We start from the raw sequence: 19825 nt of genomic DNA, 5'->3' as shown, positions 1-19825 counted from the left end.
CTCATCCGCCAAAGTCAAACACTTTCGCCAAGCTGTCCACTGCACCGTAGCGTGCACTCGGCAAGGGCGCGAGGTGATGGCGCTCGCCGATCAGTTTCAGAATCGATGTGGTGTCGTACTGGGTGTGGTCGATCGTTCCCTTGCGGGCAAACGGCGATACCACAATCGTCGGCACACGTGAGCCGGGCCCGAAGAAGTCGGCTCGTCCTCCGGCCGTTGCCGGTTGCGGCGGCGCGACGTGATCGTAGAAGCCGCCGTTCTCATCGTAGGTGATGATGATCGTATAGGAATCCTTCATCGGGCTCTCCTCCATGAGCCTGACAATGCGTCCGACCTCTTCGTCCGCCGGGACAAGGCTGGCATAGCCGGGATGCTGGTTCAGCACACCGACTGGCTTGTAGAAGGAGACCGGCGGCAAGGTGCCAGCCCTGATGTCGGCTTCGAGCTGCGCGGCGTCCTTCAGGTGCCTGTTCCGTTCGCTGCGACCAGTCTCGTTGGTGGGATCAAATCGGATGAAGTAGGCAAACGGCTGGTGGTGCCATTGGAAGGACAGATCGTTGAGTTGCTTGTCCTCGTCCGGGGTCCGGCTCTTGATGGCGAGGCTCCAGCCGCCCGAGTATCAGGTCCAGTCAACTCCCTTCTCAGTCAGCTTGTCCCCGATCGTCGGCGCCGACTGAGGCGGTAGGAGATCCCCGCCCTGTCGGCCGTTGTTGAGAAAGATCGACTGTGTGGTGTTGACGGCATAGTCACCATCCCTCGCCGTGGTCACCTTGCGCTCGCGAACCACAGCACCTTCTTCGTCAATTTCCGAGCGCAGCTCCCTGGGAGGATTGGGCCAGGCAGGAGCACAGCCACAGACGAGCCAGATGTGGTTCAGGAACGAGCCGCCCAAGGCTCCCTGGAAGAAGTTGTCGAGCAGGGTGTAGCGCTCGGCGAGCTTCCAGAGGTTGCTGTCCTTGAGCGCGGCCGCGCTGTAGTAGCCCATCGTCAGTCCCTTGGCGTCCGAGTACTGGGCAAACCAGTCGTTCTTGCCACCGTGGATCTGGGTCCGGTGAGTGTAGAAGGCATGGATGAGATCCCGGGTGTGCGTGGCCGTGGTCACCCCGGGCCGGATGCCTTCGATGGCGAAGGGCTTGTTCGGCAGATTTGCGAGAACTGCCATTTCTCGCAACTCGGGCGGGTTCTTGGGAATGTTGAAGGGTTTGTCGACCGCCGGCAGCATGGCGAACGGCGTACCGTCGCGATCGCGCTGGATAGCACCGTCTCCGGCGTTGGCGATGCCATTCGCACCCGGGAACTCGCCGAACATGTTGTCGAAGCTGCGGTTCTCCAGATAGAGCACCAGAATGTGGGAAAGCTTTTCGAGCCCCTGCGGGGATTGAACCAGCGCCGGAGCAGCCATGGCGCTCCAAGCGCAGGCCGCGGTTCCCACCAGAGATAACCGAAGTTTCATGAGCGTTCCTCCCTGATCTCTCCTTCTCCTTGGAGAGATGAGAATAAGCTAAGCCGGCTTCGAGTTTGGAACTATCCCTCCTCCTCATCAGGGCTATGGACCATCAGAGAGATGCATCAGAAGAGTGCTGCTCCAAATCTTGATCACTCCGTGCCCTTGGACGCCCCGGACCGAGGTCTTGGAGGCGGTTTGCAGAGCTCGAAAGTCAGCTCGGGGTCAAAAGCACGGGATTGACGCATAGAACGGGACGTCCGGCTTACCTTGGGAAGCTGACGAAAACACCAGGAGGAGGACTCAGTTTGGGTTTTGTCGGCAGAGCAGCCGAGGTTCATTGCGGGGCTTCGCTTCAGGAGCACTGCAATGCACGACAGGATTACCGACCATCGTCGCCAAACGACAGCACCGTGGAACCAGGGCAAGCTAATTGGCCCCAAACCACCTCTGAAAGCCAAAGAGATCTGGTCCGTTCGGGTCAGGCTCCAAGTAGCGCATCGCGTCCGGGATTTGGCCTTGTTCAACTTGGCCCTCGACAGCAAGCTGCGAGCCTGTGATCTCGTCGCGCTTCGGGTCGACGATGTAGCCCTCCATGGCCGGGTGGGGTCTCGCGCAACGGTTATGCAGCGGAAGACAGGCCGTCCCGTTCAATTCGAGATTACGGAGCAAACCCGTGAAGCTGTAGCGCACTGGATTGAAAAGAAGAACCTGCATAAGGGTGAGCCGCTGTTCCCGAGTAGGGTCAATCGGCGAAAACCAATGACGACGCGCCAGTATGCCCGCCTGTTGGCGTCCTGGCTTCGTGCGATTGGACTGGATCCCCTCGCCTACGGCACCCATTCCCTACGGCGAACCAAAGCGTCGATGATCTATCGGAGAACCGGTAATCTCCGGGCCGTTCAGCTCCTGCTGGGTCACACCAAGATTGAGAGCACTGTTCGGTATCTTGGAATCGACGTCGACGATGCCCTTCTGATTGCGGAACAGGTTGAGATCTGACCGCCTGGGGCGGCCCGCCACCGAGCCGCCTCAGAGCTTACCGAGGATCGGATGCAACGTCCGGAATTGAGGCTGAAACAGCTACGAGACAAACGACAGAGACATGCCATGACCGGACTTCCGCCCATGCTGAAAGCGCGGGTCCTCGTGAAGGGCAATGAAGTGCTATGGCACCTAAAAGCATCCGCACAGGACGCCCACATGCCAGGGCCGCGGCAATGTCAATCCGAACGACCCCATCGAGGTTCTGAGCAAGGCTGGTACACCCGACCTGCGGGATCACGTATGGTTCAGATCATGCGGTATCGCCCGGATGAGCGGGAACCCTGCGAACACAAGCTGTGCGGCCAATCCGATCAGGGCATCGATCTCGCGATAGATCGCAAGGTGTTCGGCCATGGACCTGCCGAACGCGATCATCGAGACGGTGAGCTCGGCGACCATGAGACAACCGAAGGCAATCGCTCCCATCGCCAGACGATCCTGCCACGCCGAAGGAACGGCGAACAGCCTAACCGCCCATCCGCAAGCAAGCCACGAGGCCCCTAACATGACGGGGATCTCGACAGCGACGGCTCCGACCGGACCAAACCATGGCACCAGGGCGAGGATGCGCACCGCGCCGAGAAGGAAGCCCAAGCCGAAGACTACACCGAAGTAGGCGACCCCGGCCTTGATCGCTCGCCTCATGCGCCGAGATCCAACGACCGGCGCACCGTACGCCTGATGGCTTCGTGAGACGTTTGCATCCTTGCGGATCTCCCTTCGCGCCGCGACAGCATACCCATGGCCTGCCGCAACCGCGATGCCGACGGGCAGGGACCTTTCGCTTTTCGTGAGTTAAGGGTGGATCCTGTTACCTCTTCTAGAGAAGAGCATGGACACTCGCCCCACTTCTGGCCTCGTCGCTGCCACCCGCATCACGCGGGCGGATCCTCAACGCCCGCCAGTCAAATACAAGGATACAAGAACATGTCAGGCGCGCTGCGGTGCCGGTCCGCAGGTGACGAAGTCCGTGTGCCCGAAGCCCTCGGAGTAATCGAGTACGGAAATAACCGTCGGCGTCACGCAGAAGATGCGGACGTCCTCCGGACCCGGCATCGGCCCCGGCAGGGAGGCCTGCTCGGGATACTTCCGCACGAGCATCTGCATCACCCTGCCCGCCTCAGCCAAGTCGGTCACCGCCTGCGCATGCCCTGCCATCGACAGGCCGGTGATCGCCATGATGTCCGACGTGTCGTGGTCGATCGTCAGCGACACCCGGTCATCCCGCGCCAGGTTCGCGGCCTTCTGGCTGTCCAATCCGCACAGGAAGTAGAGGCTGAGGCCCTCGTTCGCGTAGCCGACGGTCGTCGCCTGCGGCCAGCCGTCCGGCCTGAGGGTGACCACCGTCATGATCCGGTGCTGGTTCAGCAGCGTGAGGATCTTTCGTCGGATGTCCTCGTCCATCTGTCGCCCCTTCATGATGAGCTATCCAATACATACCACCAACCTGACAGCCGTCAGGTCATCTCGCGTTGACGCAGATCAACACCGCCAACGTCGCGGGGGCGAGACTACCCAGCCCAGGGCAGGGCAGACAGTGAGGCGTCAATCAGAGCTGCTGGCAGTGGCGTCCTGAGTTCCGAGGGAACATAGACATCGTGTGAGCGGCTCCTCAGGAGTACGCGACGCCCGATGGCCCGCCGATCTGTCCGTTATCCCGAATTGCCAGCCAAGTGGCCGAAACGGTCAAGCAACGGCCTGAAATCCGCGCTGATACTCATGGTGACCGAGAGGGGCCATGAGGCTGCCGAGGGAACCCCTGCTGCATTTTCTCACCTTGGGAGGCCTGCTGTTTGCCGCCCATGCCGCGCTTCGTCCCAGCGAGCAGGTTGTCCCATTGGTCCCAGTCGTCCGAATCACCGCCGCCGATGCCGACTGGCTGAGGGAGATGTGGACGCGCCAGTGGCGGCGCCCGCCCACGGATGAGGAACTCTCGCGCCTTGTCGCGGACTACCTCAAGGAGGAGGTGCTCGCCCGCGAGGCGAAGGCGCTCAACCTCGATGTCGGCGATACCGTCATCCGCCGCCGGCTGGCGCAGAAGATGGCCTTTCTCCTCGACGACACGATCCGCGTTGCCGATCCGCCTGAGGCCGAATTGCGCGCCCTCTACGAGGCGCACCCGGAGTTTGTTCTCACCCCGCCGCGGGTCTCGTTCTCACAAGTCTTCTTCCGCCGCGAGAATGGTGACGATCGCGCCCGCGCGACCCTCGCCGCCTTGTCCAACGGCGCCATGGACCTGGAGGAGCAGGGCGACAGTCTCCTGCTCGGCGACAGCTTCGCGGACCAGGACGAGCAGACGCTCGGCAACCTGTTCGGTCCCTCGTTCGCGCGGACCGTCGTCGACCTTCCGGTCGGGCGCTGGTCGGGCCCTGTCGAGTCCAGCTACGGGCTGCACCTGGTCAAGGTCACGGCGGTGTCGCCATCGCAAGCGCGCCCCTTCGCCGAGGTCCGCGTGCGCCTGGCGGAGGTATGGCACCGCGAGCGCCAGGAAGCGGCCGAGGCGCAGCTTCTCCGGGGGCTGATCGAGAAGTACCGGGTCTCCGTCGACGCCGCCGTGCGTCCGTTCCTAGGGCCTCTCGCCGGACAGGTGGAGGTCCGGCCATGAGATGGCTTCCGGTCCTCGCCGCCCTGGCCACGTTCCTGCTGCCGTCCGCCATCCAGGCGCATGAGGTCCGACCCGCTTATCTCGACCTGAACGAGGATCGGCCCGGAGAGTTCAGCGTGCTGTGGAAAACGCCAATGGTAGGCGAGATGCGCTTGGCGCTGAACCCCACCTTCTCCGGCCCGGTCGAGCCCCTGACGCCGGTCGCCGCCCGGGGGACGGGCGATGCCGCCGTGCAGACCTGGCGCGTGCGGGCTGACCACCTGCGCGGCCAGATCCTGCGCATCGAGGGGCTGGAGGCCACGCTCACGGACGTGCTCGTTCGCATCGCCTTCGCCGACGGCAGCACCTGGGTCGAGCGGCTCACGCCGCAGCGGCCCGGCTCCCTCATCCCCGCCCGACCGACCCCCTGGAACGTGGTGATCACCTACTTCGTCCTCGGAGTAGAGCACATCCTCACGGGCATCGACCACCTGCTGTTCGTGCTGGCCCTGCTTCTCCTCACACGGGGAACGTGGCGTCTCGTGAAGACCGTGACGGCCTTCACCATCGCCCACAGCATCACGCTGGGCCTGGCGACGCTCGGGATCGTCCATGTGCCCCCCAAGCCCGTGGAGGCGGTGATCGCGCTCAGCATCGTGTTCGTGGCAGCCGAGATCCTGCACGCCCGCCGGGGACAGGTGGGGCTGGCGGCGCGCATGCCGTGGATCGTCGCCTTCACCTTCGGCCTGCTGCACGGGTTCGGGTTCGCAGGAGCGCTGAGCGCGGTCGGCCTGCCGGAAGGGCAGATTCCCGTGGCGCTCCTGTTCTTCAACCTTGGCGTCGAGGCGGGCCAGTTGCTGTTCATCGCGGGTGTGCTGGCCGTTGTGGCCGGGGCGAGGCGGATCCACATGACATGGCCGCGCTGGGCCGAGCTGGTGCCGCCCTATGCCATCGGCAGCGTGGCGATGTTCTGGTTGATCCAGCGTGTGGCCACCTTCTGATCGGGCGGGGGCTGTGCGCCGATGTGAGAGGTCCGGTCGCATCGGTCGAGCTAATGGAGGACAACATGGCAAGGGTGACATTCGAATGTTCGGTTCTGACGATTCTGATGGCGCTCGGCCTGATCGCGTCGGCGAGTGCCCAGGATGCCGGCTCCCCATCCAAGGAGCAGATCGAGAAGGCATTGCCGAAGCCGCCGTATTCTCCCTACGCCAACCGCGACTTCCCCACGCGGCCGTTCTTCGGCGATACCCATCTTCATACCGCGTTCTCCTTCGACGCCGGCGCGTTCGGGGCGCGGCTCACGCCGCGAGACGCTTATCGTTTCGCCCGAGGTGAGCAGGTGACGGCCTCGTCCGGCCAGCCGGTGAAGCTCTCCCGTCCGCTCGACTTCCTCGTGGTCTCCGACCATTCCGACAACATGGGCTTCTTCCCGGACCTGTTCGCCGGCAAGCCCGAGGTTCTGGCCGATCCGACAGGCCGGCGCTGGTACGACATGATCCAGTCCGGCAAGGGCGCGGATGCAGCGATTGAGATCATCACGGCGTTCTCGCACAACACCTTCCCGAAGGATCTCATGTATCTGCCCGGCACACGTCCGTATCGCGGCGCCTGGCAGGAGACGATTGCGGCCGCCGAGCAGTACAACGATCCCGGCCGCTTCACCGCCTTCATTGGCTACGAGTGGACCTCGAACACCAGCGGCAACAACCTGCACCGCAATGTCATCTTCCGCGACAACGGCGACCGGGCGAGCCAGGTCGAGCCGTTCACGGTGTATCCGCCCGGGAGCGACAACCCGGCGGAGCTCTGGAAGTGGATGCAGGCCTACCAGGACAAGACCGGCGGCAGCGTGCTGGCCATCGCGCACAACGGCAATCTCAGCAACGGCCTGATGTTTCCCACCGTCGAGACCTTCGGCAAGAAGCTGGACCGCGACTACGCCGAGACGCGGATGCGATGGGAGCGGCTTTACGAGGCCACGCAGACCAAGGGCGACGGCGAGACACACCCCTTCCTGTCGCCCAACGACGAGTTCGCCAACTTCGAGCGCTGGGACTTCGGCAATCTCGACGGCAGCGTCGCCAAGACCAAGGAGATGCTGGAGTTCGAGTATGTCCGCTCGGCCCTGAAGAATGGCCTCAAGCTCGGGCAGACGCTCGGGGTGAACCCCTACAAGTTCGGCCTCGTCAGCGGCAGCGATGCGCATACGGGCCTGACCGCTATGGAGGAGGACAACTTCTTCGGCAAGACGACGCCGCAGGAGCCCAGCCCGGAGCGGATGCGCAACACCTTCTTCGAGAACCCGCAGACGCACATCAAGGTCATGGACTGGCAGGTCTCCTCCTCGGGCTATGCCGCCGTATGGGCCAAGGAGAACACGCGGGCGTCGCTGTGGGACGCGATGCAGCGCCGGGAGACCTACGGCACGACCGGGCCGCGGATGATCGTGCGCTTCTTTGGCGGCTGGGACTTCATCCCGCAGGACGCAACCAGTCGCCTTCCCGCCTACACCGGCTACACCAAGGGCGTGCCCATGGGCGGCGAGTTGCGAGCCACGCCGCAGGGCAAGTCACCCACCTTCCTGGTGGCGGCGCTGAAGGATCCGCTCGGGGCCAACCTCGACCGCTACCAAGTCGTGAAGGGCTGGCTGACGAAGGATGGCGGGGTCGAGGAGAAGGTCTATGACGTCGCCTGGGCCGATGCCGAGCGGCGCAAGCCCGGCGCGGACGGCAAGCTGCCCCCGGTCGGCGACACGGTCGACGTGGCGAACGCCACCTGGACGAATACGATTGGCTCGCCCGAGTTGGCGACGGTCTGGACGGACCCCGACTTCGATCCGAGCCAGCCGGCCTTCTACTACGGCCGTGTGATCGAGATTCCGACGCCGCGCTGGACCGCCTACGACGCGAAGCGGTTCGGAACCACACCTTTGCCGGGCACCCCGATGACCATCACGGAGCGCGCCTACACCTCGCCCATCTGGTACACGCCAGGGTGAGCAGGGTTCGCGGCCATTTGGTGAGGCACCCTCAATTGCTTCATCCCACTGCTGGGCAGAGGTCCGCTCAGGGTCCAGGCTGTGTGAAAACTCAAATCAGCTTCACTTTACCGAACTATTTATACAAGTCTGGACTCTTCTACCGTGATTTCCCCGGCCAAATGGGGCTTGCGCGAAATAGGATTGCTCCAAAGGGCAACGCGTCGGCGTTTTCACACAGGCTCGGTCGATGCTGTTGAAAAACTCTCGTTACCTCGCTCTCAATAGCGACAGCATACTTGATGCAGTGGCCGGTCAAGTGGCTCTATACGACCTGTAGAAACCCAGGGTCCCGCGGGCGAGTTTTTCAACAGCATCTGCCATCAGCCGACCTTCCGGTATTGTACAGCTTGGCGGTAGATGTAGGTAGATCGGACCACCGCCTTGTAGCGCCTACGAAGCCGTCCTATCGTCCCGATATCGAGACTGGTCGACGACTGAGCTGTTGTGCCTTACCGTGCATCTGCACGGGCGATCTCCCCAAGTATCGATACTCATCCAGCCAAGGCGCTGACGCATCTTGGCTTAGATTGCTCATCAATAAGAAAGGAGCTCCCCATGGCGACAGGTACGGTGAAGTGGTACAACGAAACAAAGGGCTATGGCTTCATTCAGCCTGACAACGGCGGCAAGGACGTGTTCGTCCATGCATCCGCGCTGGAGCGCACCGGTCTGCGTGGTCTGGTTGAGGGGCAGAAGGTTTCCTATGATGTCGAATCCGACCGCCGCACAGGCAAGGAATCGGCAGGGAACCTGAAGACGACTTGATCAAACCCTCCGGTCATTAATTTCGCCAGAGAGGCCGCTCCGACTTGGGGCGGCCTCTGCGTTTTGGCCTATGAGGCATCTCGGTACGTAAAGCTATGCAAAGGAACACGAATGGCCCGCAAGAAGTCAAAGCCCGTTGAGAGCGGCTATGCCCTCTTCGACGTTCTCTAAGAGGATGGCTCCCGCAGCTCGAACCGGCGTGTCCCGCGCTCCCTTCTGGGTGGGCTCGACGGCGATGAGCCGGCCCGGGAAGCCATCGTGGAGCAGGACAACGCCGTCGCGGAGAAAGCTGGTCGCCCCCGCGTTCCGATCAAGAAGATTGCACGATCACCGGTGTAGCCTGAACCGCCCCGCCGCTCGGGGAGCGGAGCTCAGTTCGCCCGGCTGATGCCTGGCGCAGAGCACTCCCTCTCCGCGATCATAGTCATTCCCGGTGAGATCGGAAGATTCTGGGCAGGCCGTTGGAAATTTTATTGGCGTTGTGGGAAAGCAAAACAGGGAAGCAAGTCCTTCTGCCGCCCTGTTCCTCGAGCAATCCCAGTCCGTCCTCTTGTAAAAATCCCACTGATCCCTATATTCTTATTATCGACTTTGGCCGGACAATCGGGCCGTTTCGCTGTTGGCACTGCCAGGCGCACGTTCAGACACTCTTTCCAAACATCGACGAACCGAGTTGAGGGCGCGCTTTCGCGTGCCGTGGCTCACGCGCATCTGCAACAACCGCGAAAGGTTATTCCCATGATCATGGGTACAGTGAAATTCTATAACGACATGAAGGGCTTCGGCTTCATCCAGCCGGACAACGGCGACAAGGACGTGTTTGTCCATGCCACCGCCCTCGAGCGCGCCGGCATGCGCAATCTCGTCGAAGGCCAGAAGGTCTCCTTCGACACGGCCGAGGATCGCCGCTCCGGCAAGATCGCCGTCAACAACATCCAGAAGGCCTAAGGATGTTGGGGCGCGACCCATATGCGCCGTCTACGGAGCCGCTCCCGGGTGGAGCGGCTTTTTCTTTGCAAAGCTCCATCGGCCAATGGTCAAGCTGAAGAGGAGGCAATGAACACGTTTCGCAAAACCCCTCCTGCGAAGTCAGTTATGTTCCTGGTGAACTATGACGATGGTCGCACCGCCTATCTGTGGGTCGACGATCCTGCCAGGGCGACCGATACCTGGGCCGTTGGTGTGATTGCCCAAGCCCAGCAGGAGCAAGGCACGCTGCCGGAAGGCACCATCACCAGCATCAGGCGGGTCCGCTAGCCGACACAGGTCTGATGAGACAGTTGCATGAGATCGATGAGTGGAATGAAGCAGAAAGATTTTAGCGAACGGCTGAGCGCCGCCAGAGACGCGAAGCAGGCGATGGCCGCCAAGTTCAATCAGCGGCCAGGGCTGGACGATCCGGCCGTTGCCGAACAGCGGGCCGCCCGGGCGGCCGCAAGCGCCGCGCGGGATGCTCGCATCGCTGAACGAAAGGCCCAGCGCGTTGCCGAGAGCGCCCGCCTTGTCGCGGAGCGTGAGGCCCTTGCAGCAGAACAAGCCGAGCAGGAAACGCGCGCTGCCGCCGAAAAGGCAGCGAACGAGGTCAAGCTGGAGGCTGAGCGCAAGGCCGCCCGTGACGCTCGGTACGCGGCCCGTAAAGCACGGAAGTAGCGCATACATCCAGCGGTGTCGCAGACGCGATATCTATCCGGCTCAACCAGCCTCAAGAGAAAAGAATGTCTCACAAGTATAAAGTTCATCAGTTGGTCCGCATCACCCATCCGAATTTCTCGGATAAGCGTGCAAATTCTAGCGGCATCTACGAGGTGACCCGCCTCATGCCGGCCGATCAGACCGGTGAAGTTTCGTACCGCATCAAATCGGCCGGCTTCGGCGAGCGCACCGTGCGCGAGAGCGAGATCACTGCAAGGATCTCCGAGATTTGAACAGCGGCGAAGCCTTCTTCAACGGATCCCAGATTTACGAACCGGTCGCGCTGCTTCGACGGGGCAATGAGATCCTCTACGTCGCTCGGGTTGGCATGAAGGCTTCACGGCAGTTTATGATCCTGACGCCCACCGGCGGGTCGGCATGGCCGCATGAGCCTCTCGGCAGCCTCTCCGACGTCGCCTGGGCGCTTCGAGCACATGAATGGCACGACGTGACGCCTGAACCCGTTGGACAGAATGAGCGGTTGGCCAAGACCCTGGCCCGCCTACTGATTGAACGTGCTTAGGTTATCGAGTTACCAGTGGATGCATTGGTAACAACACGGAGGAACGAGGCTATGGCTGATCAACCGACCAACCTTGATTCGCATCGCGGAATGGCGGCCCAAAAGGCCACTGACCTCCGACGTCTCCGGGCAGAAGTCGAAGCCGATCAGGAAGCACTGCGTAGCAGACAAGCCGCCCTCGAGGATCTGCTGGCAGCCGCACCCGCCACCGATTGGCACGAGGCGGTTGAGAAGGCGCGCTATCTGCTTGGCCTCCTCGCACAGAGCTTGGATGCAAGCGATCTACGCCGCAGCAAGCTGATCGACCGCGTGCTGGCCGATTTCGACCATCTGCTGGGAAAGTCGACCCACGACTGACATGATCTCACCCACGAACCGCCTGACAAGCGGAAGCTCGCCGTGGCCAGGGGCGAACAGCGCAGTAAACGCGACGTAAAGAAGCCGAAGAAGGCTCCCCCGGCCTCACTGTTGCGCCGTCTCGCATCGCCCTGTGAATGCACGGGCTCGATGCATTGATTGGACAGAATCGCGAGCAAAAGGACGTGACGCGCGGGCCAAAGGCATGGGCGAGCGTGTGTCTATTGATCGGCGTTCCCGACACGTGCATGGTCCCGCGAAACAGGGAGTGCTGTCCGAAGAGCTTTTCATGATTCCTTGGATCTTACTCGACACGGCAAAAGTTCCGGGCGACCGGGGCGACTTGCGCCTCAAGAGGCGTGGGGCCGAGTTCTCCATCATGCTGGGCAGCAACGAGTTGATGAACAGCCGCCTCAGTGGCTCCGAGGAGGCGCTCGCCAGATTAGCTTGCCTGAAACTTCGGGGCCACGAGCGTCCACAAATCCTGATCGGTGGGTTGGGGATGGGCTTTACACTCCGCGCTGCGCTCGCTGAACTGGGACCCGATGCTCAGGTCACTGTGGCTGAACTGGTACCCGCGGTCGTGGCATGGGCCCGTGGTCCCATGGCCGAAGTATTCGGCGATTGCCTTACCGATCCGCGCGTCAGCCTCGTCGAAGGGGATGCCGGCGGCCTGATAAGATCGAGCCGGCCCGCTTACGATGGGATCCTGCTGGATGTCGACAACGGGCCCGAAGGGCTGACACGCCGGGCCAATGACAGCCTCTACGACTTGTCGGGGCTTCATTCCGCTCGGACAGCACTGACCCCCGGTGGCGTCTTTGCCGTGTGGTCATCGGCACCGAATAAAGCCTTCGCCCAGCGCCTGCGCAAGGCGGGATTTGGTGTGGATGAGGTCAGCGCTCGCGCCCACGGAACCCGCAGGGGCGCAAGACACACGATCTGGATTGCGACCAAACAGGGTGGCTAAGCTGCGTCGCAGGCTCAAACCTGGCGAGGCAGTGCCACGTGTCCTTCGCTATTTGGCCGGTGTCCGCTTGCGCAGCTTGCGGGATGCCTTGCGAAGTACGCGTGACAGGGCCTCAACGGAATAGGGCTTCTGCAACAGCTCGAAGCCGTGCCCTCCCTCAGCGAGCACATGGCTGTATCCGCTCGTCAGCACCAGCGGCAGATCGGGGTAGAGCCGTTGCACGTGGCGCGCCAACTCCACACCGTTCATGCCCGGCATTACCACGTCCGAGAACACAATATCATGGGCGCCCGGCGACGTCGCCAGCTCGTCGAGCGCGGCTTGTGCATTCTCGACCCACTTCGTGCGGTAGCCCAACTCTTCCAGGGTCTGCGTCACGAAGGTGCCGACGTCGCGGTTGTCCTCGACCACCAGCACACAGGTGCCGTACCCGTCTTCGGTGGTCTCCTTCTCTGGGGCGGCCGCTCCGAGAGCGGCTAGGACGCGGGGCAGGTACAGCGTGAATGTGGTGCCTTGGCCGACTTCACTCTCGACGATCACCTGTCCCCCTGACTGCTTGACGAACCCGAACACCTGGGACAATCCGAGGCCGGTGCCCTGGCCGACGCCCTTCGTGGTGAAAAACGGCTCGAAGATCTGGTCAGTCTGATCCGCCGGGATGCCTGAGCCCGTGTCGGTGATCGAAATGGCCACGTAAGACGCCTTGACCGCCGCGTGTCTCCGGACGGCGGGCATTGTCTCGGCCGGCCAGACGGTGATCGTGATCTGGCCCTCACCGTCCATCGCGTCACGCGCGTTGACCACGATGTTGATCAGCGCCGTGTCGAACTGGCTCGGATCGGCGCTGATGAAACACGGCTCATCGGGCAGGTAGGTGATGATCTGGATCCGTGTCCCGGTCAGCGTACGGACCATGTCGCTGAGCATCCGAACGGCCTGTCCCGCATCGAAGGTCTCCGGCTTGAGCGCCTGGCGCCGGGCAAAGGCGAGAAGCTGGCTCGTGAGCTTGGCGGCCCGGTCCACGGTATCGGAGATCGCAGCGACATAGCGAGCCCGCCGCTCCTGCGACAGGTTCGGTCGCTTGAGGAGATCAGTTGACGATTTGATGACCGTGAGCAGGTTGTTGAAGTCGTGCGCCACGCCCCCGGTGAGCTGGCCCACCGCCTCCATCTTCTGGGATTGGCGCATCGCCGCCTCGGCTTTCAGGCGCTCGGCGACCTCTTGGGCCACCCTCTCCTCCAGAGTTTCGTTCAGACGCTGGAGCTCTTCAGCGGTCTGCTCGGCCTTTTGGCGCGCAAGAAGCAACTCCCGCTCGTATTGTCGCCGGTCGGTGGCATTGAAGAGGGTGATGCGGTTGACGACAGGGTTCCCGCCCGCGTCCCGCTTTTGGACGGCATTGGCGAGAACCGGCAGGGAGCGTCCGTCGGCGCCGATCAGATCAAAGGCGATCTCGTTCACAAATCCCTGTATCCGCAGGAGCGGCGCGAAATGGGTGTCGTAGAAGATCCTGTCGCCGATGCTCAGAAGGTCCTGGAAGCACTTGTTGCCGACAAGGTCCTGCCGCTTCATACCAAGCCAGGTGAGGCAGGTTTGGTTGGCTCTGATGATGGTGCCATCCGGCAGGGTCGAGAGGTAACCGCAGGGGGCGCTCTCGTAGAGTTCCTCCGGAGTTTCGATGATCGCCTTTGGGTCTATGCTCACTCTGCCGCCGTCGTGTTGGGCCCTGAACCGCGCAGAAAGGTCTCTATGGCGGCAATCGTCTCCTCTGGGGCACTCAGGTTCGGGCAATGGCCTGTCGCCTGCATCAGAACGAACTCACTGCCCGGGAGGGTCTGATGCACGTAGCGCCCGACCGCCTCGGGGGCAATCACATCCTGCGAGCACTGGAGGATCAGCGCCTTGGTCGTCACCTTCGGCAGATCCGCCCGGTTGTCCGAGAGGAAGGTCACGCGGGCGAAGTGCTTGGCGATCTCGGGATTCGTGCGGCAGAAGCTGTTGGTGAGTTCCTCGCCGAGTTCGGGACGCTCCGGGTTGCCCATGATGACTGGGGCCATGGTGCTCGACCAGCCGAGATGATTGCTGTCGAGGACATCGAGCAGACGCTCGATGTCCTCCTGCTGGAACCCGCCGACATAATCGCCGTCGTTGATGTAGCGGGGCGAAGGGCCGATCAGGATCAATCGGCTGAACCGCTCGGGCTCCTGGATGGCGGCCAGAGCCCCAATCATGGCACTGACCGAGTGGCCGACGAAGATGACGTCCTTGAGGTTCAACTCGCGGCAGATCGCCAGGACGTCATCAGCATAGCCCTGGAGGGAACCGTATCGGGCTTGATCGAAAGCGGCAGCATCGGACTGCCCGTGTCCAACATAGTCGAAGAGGATGATCTTGTAACGGTCCTGGAAAGCAGGGGTGATGTAGCGCCACATGTTCTGGTCGCAGCCATAGCCGTGGGCGAAGATCATGGGCTGCTCGCCATGGCCGAGAATCTTAACATTGTTTCGCTGAAGAACGAGAGACATGGCGCTTGATGCAAATTGAGAGACCAACAGGCAAGAACGCTCACTGATTGGGGAAGCGGGTTACGAGCCGTGCAATTGAACTCCACTAAGTAGATACGCTGACTCTCATTTCAACGCACAAGGATTGCACATCGGCCATTCCGTACTGAGTGAGTTTTCGTCTGCCGAGACCTGGTGTTCGCTGCTCAAGGTAAAAAGCAAAGGTCCGGATCGGGTCAAAATTTCACGTTCCGGCCGCTTAACGAACGTCGGCGCTTGAGTGCCGAAGCGGACCAAACGCCTACGTCTCAGGAGTGCCATTTCCCGACATTAGCCTAAGTAGCGGATTGAACGATCTTACCCTCTGCCCATCGGACAGGGCTGCCCGTCATGGTGTGTTTCCTGATCCTGTGCCGCCCTTACCATCTCGCGAGGTTTACGCGTTGGCTTAGAAGGATTGTCGAGTTGATGCATCAAGCCGGATCTGCCGTGTGACCTCTTCCATGACGGAGTGCTGCACGATCTGCGCCAGGCGAGCCACTGCGGGACTCGGATCAGCCTCGCCCCGGTGCAGGACCAGATCGAGCTTGGGCAATCCGGGTAGGCCCGTCGCCGCCGAAGTCAATGGGCGAACCCGAGGCGAGAGGCCCAGCGGGGTGCGCACTGTCAGCCCAAGTCCCGCAGCGGTCGCGGCCCACAATCCAGAGAGGCTCGGACTGACGAACGCCTGTCGCCAGGCGAGGCCCGCCCGGTCGAGGGCTTCCGTGGCCGCAGTCCGGATCAGGCATGGCGCCTCGAGGGAGGCGAGCGGCACCGGATCTCCGCTCGTTATGCTCCACCCAATGTCCCCGTCCGCCGGTCCGATCCAACACATGGGGAATTCGGCGATGGTCTCATGGAAGGGCGTCGCCACCCCGCTACCCCAGGCCAGGGCGAGATCGAGACGGCCCGACACGATCCGGTCCATCAACTCGGCATTGCGGACGACGCGTGCCTCGATCCGGACCTTGGGATGGGCCCGTGCGAACCGCCCCAGAACCTCGGGTAGCAACGACTCGCCGAAATCCTCCTGCATGCCGAGCCTGATCCATCCTTCAAGCTCAACTCCCCGAACTGCTGCGGCGGCTTCGTCATTGATCTCGAGGAGGCGGCGTGCATAGGCCAGCATCGTCTCGCCCGCCTCCGTCAGTACCAGACCCCGCCCTGCCCTCCGCAGCAGGGCCGTGCCTGCCTGGCCTTCCAGCTTCTGGAGTTGCGTACTGACCGCCGATGTCGAGCGGCCCAACCGCTCGGCGGCCTTGGCGAAGCTGCCCAACTCAACCCCGGTCACGAAGCTGCGGAGCACGTCCAGGTCGAAGGTGACATGGCCCATTTCAATCATCCCATTTTTCAGGATTATTCGTTCATATATTTCTGATTTTACGGACTACCGTCGCGTGCGAGAGTTCGGGTGTCAAGGCCGCTGAGCGGCTGAACACAAGGATGAACCCGATGCCTTACGTTCGCATGTCCCTCCTCAAGGGGAAGAGCCCGGATTACCTGCGCGAACTGTCCAACAACGTGCACCACGCCCTCGTCGAAACCTTCGACGTTCCCGCCGACGATCGCTTCCAGGTCATGCACCAGCACGAGCCCGGCGAGCTGATCTTCGATCCGACCTATCTCGGCGGCCCGAGGTCGGATGATTTCGTGCTGATTGCCATCACGGCCGGAAAACCGCGGTCGGCCGAGGTCAAGAAGGCCTTCTATAAGCGCGTCGTCGAACGGCTCGGCCAGTCACCGGGGATCCGCCCGGAGGACGTGATGATCGTCATCACCACGACTTCGGCCGAGGACTGGTCCTTCAGCAGGGGCGAGATAGTTTCAGGCGATAGCGCCTGGGCCCGGCCCGCAGTGAATGGCGCATCCAACCCCGAGCGGATAACGATCCGTCGTTCCGGAGAGAGGCTCACGCGTTCACCGGCCGGTGTGTCCACGGCGCCGATGCAGGTCGAACCGCTTCTGGACGGCAGCCGCAATGGCGAGAACACGGCGATGCGCGCGATTCTCGATCCCGGCACCATCACCAACTGGCATGCTCATCCACGCGGGCAACTCCTGTATGTCCTGTCTGGCACCGGCCCCGTGCAGTCGGATGGCGGCCCGCTCATCACTGTCCATCAGGGCGACTCCGTCTGGTTCGCCCCCGGTGAGCGCCATTGGCATGGCGCGGATCCCGACGACTCCTTCAGCTACATCAGCATCCAGGCCGTGCAGGAGGGCCGGGCCGTTGAATGGTTCGAGCCTGTGGAGATCCGGTCATGATCGCGATGCAGTACAGTCTCGCCCTCCCGGCCGATTACGACATGGAGATCATCGATCGCCGCATCCAGGACAAGGGTCCCCTGCTCAACGGGTTCCCGAACCTGAAGTTCAAGGCCTACCTCAGGGCGGCCAGGGGCGATCTGGGGAGCCACGAGAACCTCTACGCTCCGTTCTACGTCTGGGACAAGGCGGAGGGTGCAAGCGACTTTCTGTGCGGCCTCGGCTTCCAGGCGCTTGCCAACGACTTCGGCTGGCCGAGCGTCAGGACCTGGATCGTGTGGCAGGCCCGTGTTGCTCCGGGTTTCAGGGAAGCGAAGTTCGCCACCCGCGAGATCCTCCCGATCGAATCTCATGCGCTGCTCGAGGAAATCCGGCGGCGGGACAGCGACGAGGCGCGCAGGATAGTCGAGAGCGGCGACGTCCTCGCGGCGGTCGCGGGTTTCGAGCCGACCACGTGGACGCGTGTGCGGTTCAGGCTCTGGGACAAGCTGCCTGAGACGTGTTTAGGCCGCAACGTTCAGACATACCGCGTCGGACATGTTGCAACAGGCAGGCCCTCTCCTGGCTAGACCATGATCGCTGGCCCCCGAATGGGTGCTGCCCTTCAGGACGAGAAGCTGCGTGCGCAGGGGCCGGACCGGCGCGGATCCTCAAGGCGGATGAGGTGCAGGCTCGGTTCCAGGGCCACCAGGGACACCGCTCCACGCGAATGAACCCAAATCCATCGGCAATGGCGATCAGCGATGAGCTTCACCCGCATGGCAGCCTCCTCGTCATCGTCCAGGAGCGCGACACCAGCCCCGCGTCCTTGCCGCCACCGATGCAGCCGCCCCATCGTGCTGCCGATACCGCATTAGGTCGATATGGCCTTGCAGCCGGCCTCCGGGTGCAAGGCCCGGGCAAGGGCCTCGGCATCGGGCACGACGATGGCGAACCTGTCGGCCAGAGCCGCGAGCGTTCCCTGCTGCACCACCTCGGCCGGGACGATGACCCCGCCTCTCAACGGCGACGGCAGGTCGCGCGTTGCCGTCGCGGACGCCACGACCGTGGTCCTGTAGCCGAGATCGAGGGCGGCCCGCACGGTGGAGCTCACGCACATATGTGTGGCAAAGCCCGTGACGATGAGTTCCCGCCGACCCGTCGCCTGAACCCGATCGTGCAGATCCGTCCCGGCGAAGGCGTTCGGCAGGGATTTTGCGATGACAGCCTCGTCGGCATCGGGCTCGAGCCCCGCGATAATCCGCACGGCCGGACCGCCGGGATCGAACAGCGGCGCACCCGGACGGGCATGGTGGACGACGTGAAACACGGGCATGCCATGGCGGCGGGCGAGGTCCAGCAATCGCCCGATCTCCGTGACGGCGGCCTCGATCCCAGCGAGTGGCAAGCCGCCGTCCGGCAGGTACTCGCGCTGATGGTCGATGAGCACGAGGGCGACATGATCGGGGGAACCGGGCGTGGACGGGGCCCCCGCAATCTGACGAAGGGATCTGGGTGTCGGGGACATCGGTGTTCTTCTGTGGTGGGTGTTGATAGGACGGAGACGAAAGGCTTCTGTCCCATTCCCCTTATGACACCGACCCTGGCCGTCTGCCCTGAGTGTTTGAGCGAAGTTTCTGGGCGTGAATGCACAGAGTGGCGTCATTTCCCGGGATCGTTCCCTTCCAGCAGGGCCCGTTCGCGCCCCAGGATCTCGACCAGCACGTCCATGACGGCGCGCACGCGCGGCGAGCGCCGGACGTCCTCGTGCACCACGAGCCAGAGATCGCGCCCGGGCACCCCTTCCCGCTGAACGCAGACGAGGTCGGGGTCGCTGCCGGTCACGAAGAACGGCAGCACTGCGGCTCCCAGGCCTGCCTTGACGGCTGAATGCAAGCCGACGAGATCGCTCGTGCGGAAGACAAGGGGCCGTCCTTTCGCAAAGTGCCGCAGCCATTGCTGCTGGGGCACGTGCTCCAGGCTCTCCTCGTACCCGAGAAGATCCAGGGCATCAGGCTCCCGCCCGCCGGCATGGGCACGCGAGGCAAAGAGTCCGTAACCGGCCGTGGCCACCTTGCGGGTAATCAGGGACGAGCCCTCGGGCCGCGCCAGCCGAAGTGCGATGTCCGCCTCGCGGCGCGTGAGGCTCACGGAGACGTTGGAGCCCGACAGTTCCAGGACGATGTCGGGATGCCGTTCGCGCAGCAATCCGAGACGCGGCGAGAGGAACAGGCTGGCGAAGGCCGGCGGTGCGCTGACCCGCACCGTCCCGGACAATCCGGGTCCCCGTCCCTGAACATTGCGCTGAAGGGCAAACACATCCTCCTCCAGGCGGGCCACGTGCTCCTGCACGTGCTCGCCCTCGGGCGTGAGCACGTACCCGCGCGGCAGCCGGTCGAAGAGACGGATGCCGAGTGCCTCCTCGAGCGACGTGATGCGCCGGGCCACGGTGGAGTGGTCGACCCGCAGCGTGCGTGCGGAGGCCGACAGGCTCCCGGTGCGGGCCAGTTCGGCGAAGTACCTCAGGTCGTCCCAATCCATGCTGCGCAAAAATCCCCAGATACCCGGCAGCAATACCGAATAGCAGCCAAGCTGATCCCAGGCCAAGACTGCATC

General features: G+C 62.9%; 22 protein-coding genes and 3 pseudogenes. 16 read left to right on the top strand and 9 right to left on the bottom strand.

From position 1 onward, the window contains the following. Window position 1 precedes the first annotated feature (1 nt). Window positions 2-1309 (bottom strand): annotated as a pseudogene (locus RE429_RS24425) (alkaline phosphatase family protein). Between the two features lie 504 nt (window positions 1310-1813). On the opposite strand from RE429_RS24425, the gene RE429_RS24420 reads away from it, so the two are divergent. Next, window positions 1814-2446, top strand: coding sequence for a tyrosine-type recombinase/integrase (locus RE429_RS24420; RefSeq protein ID WP_414474357.1), 633 nt, complete (start codon window positions 1814-1816; stop codon window positions 2444-2446). Between the two features lie 279 nt (window positions 2447-2725). On the opposite strand, the gene RE429_RS24415 is transcribed toward RE429_RS24420, so the two are convergent. After that, window positions 2726-3136 (bottom strand): hypothetical protein, encoded by a 411-nt coding sequence (locus RE429_RS24415; RefSeq protein WP_414474356.1) that lies wholly within the window; start codon window positions 3134-3136, stop codon window positions 2726-2728. Between the two features lie 285 nt (window positions 3137-3421). After that, the gene (locus RE429_RS24410) at window positions 3422-3895 is read right to left on the bottom strand and encodes a pyridoxamine 5'-phosphate oxidase family protein (RefSeq protein WP_414474355.1); all 474 of its coding nucleotides are present in this window, start codon (window positions 3893-3895) and stop codon (window positions 3422-3424) included. Between the two features lie 334 nt (window positions 3896-4229). On the opposite strand from RE429_RS24410, the gene RE429_RS24405 reads away from it, so the two are divergent. From RE429_RS24405 to RE429_RS24350, 12 genes and pseudogenes are all read left to right on the top strand, one after another. Then, on the top strand, window positions 4230-5096 hold the full coding sequence (locus RE429_RS24405; protein WP_414474354.1) for a peptidyl-prolyl cis-trans isomerase: 867 nt from the start codon (window positions 4230-4232) through the stop codon (window positions 5094-5096). Next, complete coding sequence (locus RE429_RS24400) at window positions 5093-6076, top strand: HupE/UreJ family protein (RefSeq protein WP_414474353.1); 984 nt, start codon at window positions 5093-5095, stop codon at window positions 6074-6076. The genes RE429_RS24405 and RE429_RS24400 overlap by 4 nt, the downstream gene beginning before the upstream one ends. 65 nt (window positions 6077-6141) lie before the next feature. Continuing rightward, window positions 6142-8076, top strand: coding sequence for a DUF3604 domain-containing protein (locus RE429_RS24395; RefSeq protein WP_414474352.1), 1935 nt, complete (start codon window positions 6142-6144; stop codon window positions 8074-8076). A 597-nt stretch (window positions 8077-8673) separates the two neighbouring features. Next, window positions 8674-8883 carry a cold-shock protein gene (locus tag RE429_RS24390; protein ID WP_414474351.1) on the top strand — a complete coding sequence of 70 codons (210 nt, stop codon included), beginning with the start codon at window positions 8674-8676 and terminating at the stop codon, window positions 8881-8883. 111 nt (window positions 8884-8994) lie between these two features. Continuing rightward, a pseudogene (locus RE429_RS24385) lies at window positions 8995-9222 on the top strand (hypothetical protein). A gap of 399 nt (window positions 9223-9621) precedes the next feature. Continuing rightward, window positions 9622-9831 (top strand): cold-shock protein, encoded by a 210-nt coding sequence (locus RE429_RS24380; protein WP_134499935.1) that lies wholly within the window; start codon window positions 9622-9624, stop codon window positions 9829-9831. A gap of 108 nt (window positions 9832-9939) precedes the next feature. Further along, window positions 9940-10140: a hypothetical protein gene (locus tag RE429_RS24375; RefSeq protein ID WP_414474350.1), complete on the top strand. Its 201-nt coding sequence runs from the start codon at window positions 9940-9942 to the stop codon at window positions 10138-10140. A gap of 45 nt (window positions 10141-10185) precedes the next feature. Then, window positions 10186-10533 (top strand): DUF6481 family protein, encoded by a 348-nt coding sequence (locus RE429_RS24370; protein ID WP_414474349.1) that lies wholly within the window; start codon window positions 10186-10188, stop codon window positions 10531-10533. Window positions 10534-10598: 65 nt separating this feature from the next. Then, window positions 10599-10808, top strand: a complete 210-nt coding sequence (locus RE429_RS24365; protein ID WP_414474348.1) for a hypothetical protein — start codon at window positions 10599-10601, stop codon at window positions 10806-10808. Then, window positions 10805-11098, top strand: coding sequence for a hypothetical protein (locus tag RE429_RS24360; RefSeq protein WP_414474347.1), 294 nt, complete (start codon window positions 10805-10807; stop codon window positions 11096-11098). The genes RE429_RS24365 and RE429_RS24360 overlap by 4 nt, the downstream gene beginning before the upstream one ends. A gap of 51 nt (window positions 11099-11149) precedes the next feature. Further along, a complete protein-coding gene (locus RE429_RS24355) occupies window positions 11150-11455 on the top strand; it encodes a hypothetical protein (protein WP_414474346.1) in 306 nt (101 codons plus the stop codon). Window positions 11456-11744: 289 nt separating this feature from the next. Further along, window positions 11745-12425: a hypothetical protein gene (locus tag RE429_RS24350; RefSeq protein ID WP_414475906.1), complete on the top strand. Its 681-nt coding sequence runs from the start codon at window positions 11745-11747 to the stop codon at window positions 12423-12425. Between the two features lie 48 nt (window positions 12426-12473). Here RE429_RS24350 and RE429_RS24345 read toward each other — a convergent pair whose 3' ends face one another. The 3 genes from RE429_RS24345 to RE429_RS24335 form a co-directional block, all read right to left on the bottom strand. Next, entirely contained in the window at window positions 12474-14126 is a 1653-nt protein-coding gene (locus tag RE429_RS24345) for an ATP-binding protein (protein ID WP_414474345.1), read from the bottom strand. Then, complete coding sequence (locus RE429_RS24340; RefSeq protein ID WP_414474344.1) at window positions 14123-14947, bottom strand: alpha/beta fold hydrolase; 825 nt, start codon at window positions 14945-14947, stop codon at window positions 14123-14125. The genes RE429_RS24345 and RE429_RS24340 overlap by 4 nt, the downstream gene beginning before the upstream one ends. A gap of 427 nt (window positions 14948-15374) precedes the next feature. Next, on the bottom strand, window positions 15375-16298 hold the full coding sequence (locus tag RE429_RS24335; RefSeq protein ID WP_414474343.1) for a LysR substrate-binding domain-containing protein: 924 nt from the start codon (window positions 16296-16298) through the stop codon (window positions 15375-15377). A gap of 119 nt (window positions 16299-16417) precedes the next feature. On the opposite strand from RE429_RS24335, the pseudogene RE429_RS24330 reads away from it, so the two are divergent. The 3 genes and pseudogenes from RE429_RS24330 to RE429_RS24320 all read left to right on the top strand — a co-directional run. Further along, a pseudogene (locus RE429_RS24330) lies at window positions 16418-16828 on the top strand (tautomerase family protein); the annotation flags it as partial. Then, window positions 16820-17230, top strand: a complete 411-nt coding sequence (locus RE429_RS24325) for a cupin domain-containing protein (RefSeq protein WP_414475905.1) — start codon at window positions 16820-16822, stop codon at window positions 17228-17230. The pseudogene RE429_RS24330 and the gene RE429_RS24325, both read left to right, overlap by 9 nt. After that, a complete protein-coding gene (locus RE429_RS24320; RefSeq protein ID WP_414474342.1) occupies window positions 17227-17799 on the top strand; it encodes a DUF4865 family protein in 573 nt (190 codons plus the stop codon). Before RE429_RS24325 ends, RE429_RS24320 begins: the two co-directional genes overlap by 4 nt. Before the next feature lie 35 nt (window positions 17800-17834). Here RE429_RS24320 and RE429_RS24315 read toward each other — a convergent pair whose 3' ends face one another. The 3 genes from RE429_RS24315 to RE429_RS24305 all read right to left on the bottom strand — a co-directional run bounded on the left by RE429_RS24315 (window position 17835) and on the right by RE429_RS24305 (window position 19816). Beyond that, window positions 17835-17990: a hypothetical protein gene (locus RE429_RS24315; protein WP_414474341.1), complete on the bottom strand. Its 156-nt coding sequence runs from the start codon at window positions 17988-17990 to the stop codon at window positions 17835-17837. 93 nt (window positions 17991-18083) lie between these two features. Next, window positions 18084-18737, bottom strand: coding sequence for a cysteine hydrolase family protein (locus tag RE429_RS24310; RefSeq protein WP_414474340.1), 654 nt, complete (start codon window positions 18735-18737; stop codon window positions 18084-18086). A 134-nt stretch (window positions 18738-18871) separates the two neighbouring features. After that, the gene (locus tag RE429_RS24305) at window positions 18872-19816 is read right to left on the bottom strand and encodes a LysR family transcriptional regulator (RefSeq protein ID WP_414474339.1); all 945 of its coding nucleotides are present in this window, start codon (window positions 19814-19816) and stop codon (window positions 18872-18874) included. Window positions 19817-19825 lie beyond the last annotated feature (9 nt).

This window comes from Microvirga sp. M2 (assembly GCF_047497095.1).
GTDB lineage: Bacteria > Pseudomonadota > Alphaproteobacteria > Rhizobiales > Beijerinckiaceae > Microvirga.
This window is presented reverse-complemented; position numbering and strand designations above follow the sequence as displayed.

Coding starts and splice junctions, on each gene's coding strand:
- RE429_RS24415 (WP_414474356.1), bottom strand. CDS start 3,136: ATGAGGCGAGCGATCAAGGCCGGGGTCGCCTACTTCGGTGTAGTCTTC.
- RE429_RS24380 (WP_134499935.1), top strand. CDS start 9,622: ATGATCATGGGTACAGTGAAATTCTATAACGACATGAAGGGCTTCGGC.
- RE429_RS24405 (WP_414474354.1), top strand. CDS start 4,230: ATGAGGCTGCCGAGGGAACCCCTGCTGCATTTTCTCACCTTGGGAGGC.
- RE429_RS24395 (WP_414474352.1), top strand. CDS start 6,142: ATGGCAAGGGTGACATTCGAATGTTCGGTTCTGACGATTCTGATGGCG.
- RE429_RS24315 (WP_414474341.1), bottom strand. CDS start 17,990: ATGCGGGTGAAGCTCATCGCTGATCGCCATTGCCGATGGATTTGGGTT.
- RE429_RS24335 (WP_414474343.1), bottom strand. CDS start 16,298: ATGGGCCATGTCACCTTCGACCTGGACGTGCTCCGCAGCTTCGTGACC.
- RE429_RS24350 (WP_414475906.1), top strand. CDS start 11,745: ATGATTCCTTGGATCTTACTCGACACGGCAAAAGTTCCGGGCGACCGG.
- RE429_RS24320 (WP_414474342.1), top strand. CDS start 17,227: ATGATCGCGATGCAGTACAGTCTCGCCCTCCCGGCCGATTACGACATG.
- RE429_RS24365 (WP_414474348.1), top strand. CDS start 10,599: ATGTCTCACAAGTATAAAGTTCATCAGTTGGTCCGCATCACCCATCCG.
- RE429_RS24400 (WP_414474353.1), top strand. CDS start 5,093: ATGAGATGGCTTCCGGTCCTCGCCGCCCTGGCCACGTTCCTGCTGCCG.
- RE429_RS24355 (WP_414474346.1), top strand. CDS start 11,150: ATGGCTGATCAACCGACCAACCTTGATTCGCATCGCGGAATGGCGGCC.
- RE429_RS24370 (WP_414474349.1), top strand. CDS start 10,186: ATGAAGCAGAAAGATTTTAGCGAACGGCTGAGCGCCGCCAGAGACGCG.
- RE429_RS24310 (WP_414474340.1), bottom strand. CDS start 18,737: ATGTCCCCGACACCCAGATCCCTTCGTCAGATTGCGGGGGCCCCGTCC.
- RE429_RS24340 (WP_414474344.1), bottom strand. CDS start 14,947: ATGTCTCTCGTTCTTCAGCGAAACAATGTTAAGATTCTCGGCCATGGC.
- RE429_RS24390 (WP_414474351.1), top strand. CDS start 8,674: ATGGCGACAGGTACGGTGAAGTGGTACAACGAAACAAAGGGCTATGGC.
- RE429_RS24410 (WP_414474355.1), bottom strand. CDS start 3,895: ATGGACGAGGACATCCGACGAAAGATCCTCACGCTGCTGAACCAGCAC.
- RE429_RS24420 (WP_414474357.1), top strand. CDS start 1,814: ATGCACGACAGGATTACCGACCATCGTCGCCAAACGACAGCACCGTGG.
- RE429_RS24375 (WP_414474350.1), top strand. CDS start 9,940: ATGAACACGTTTCGCAAAACCCCTCCTGCGAAGTCAGTTATGTTCCTG.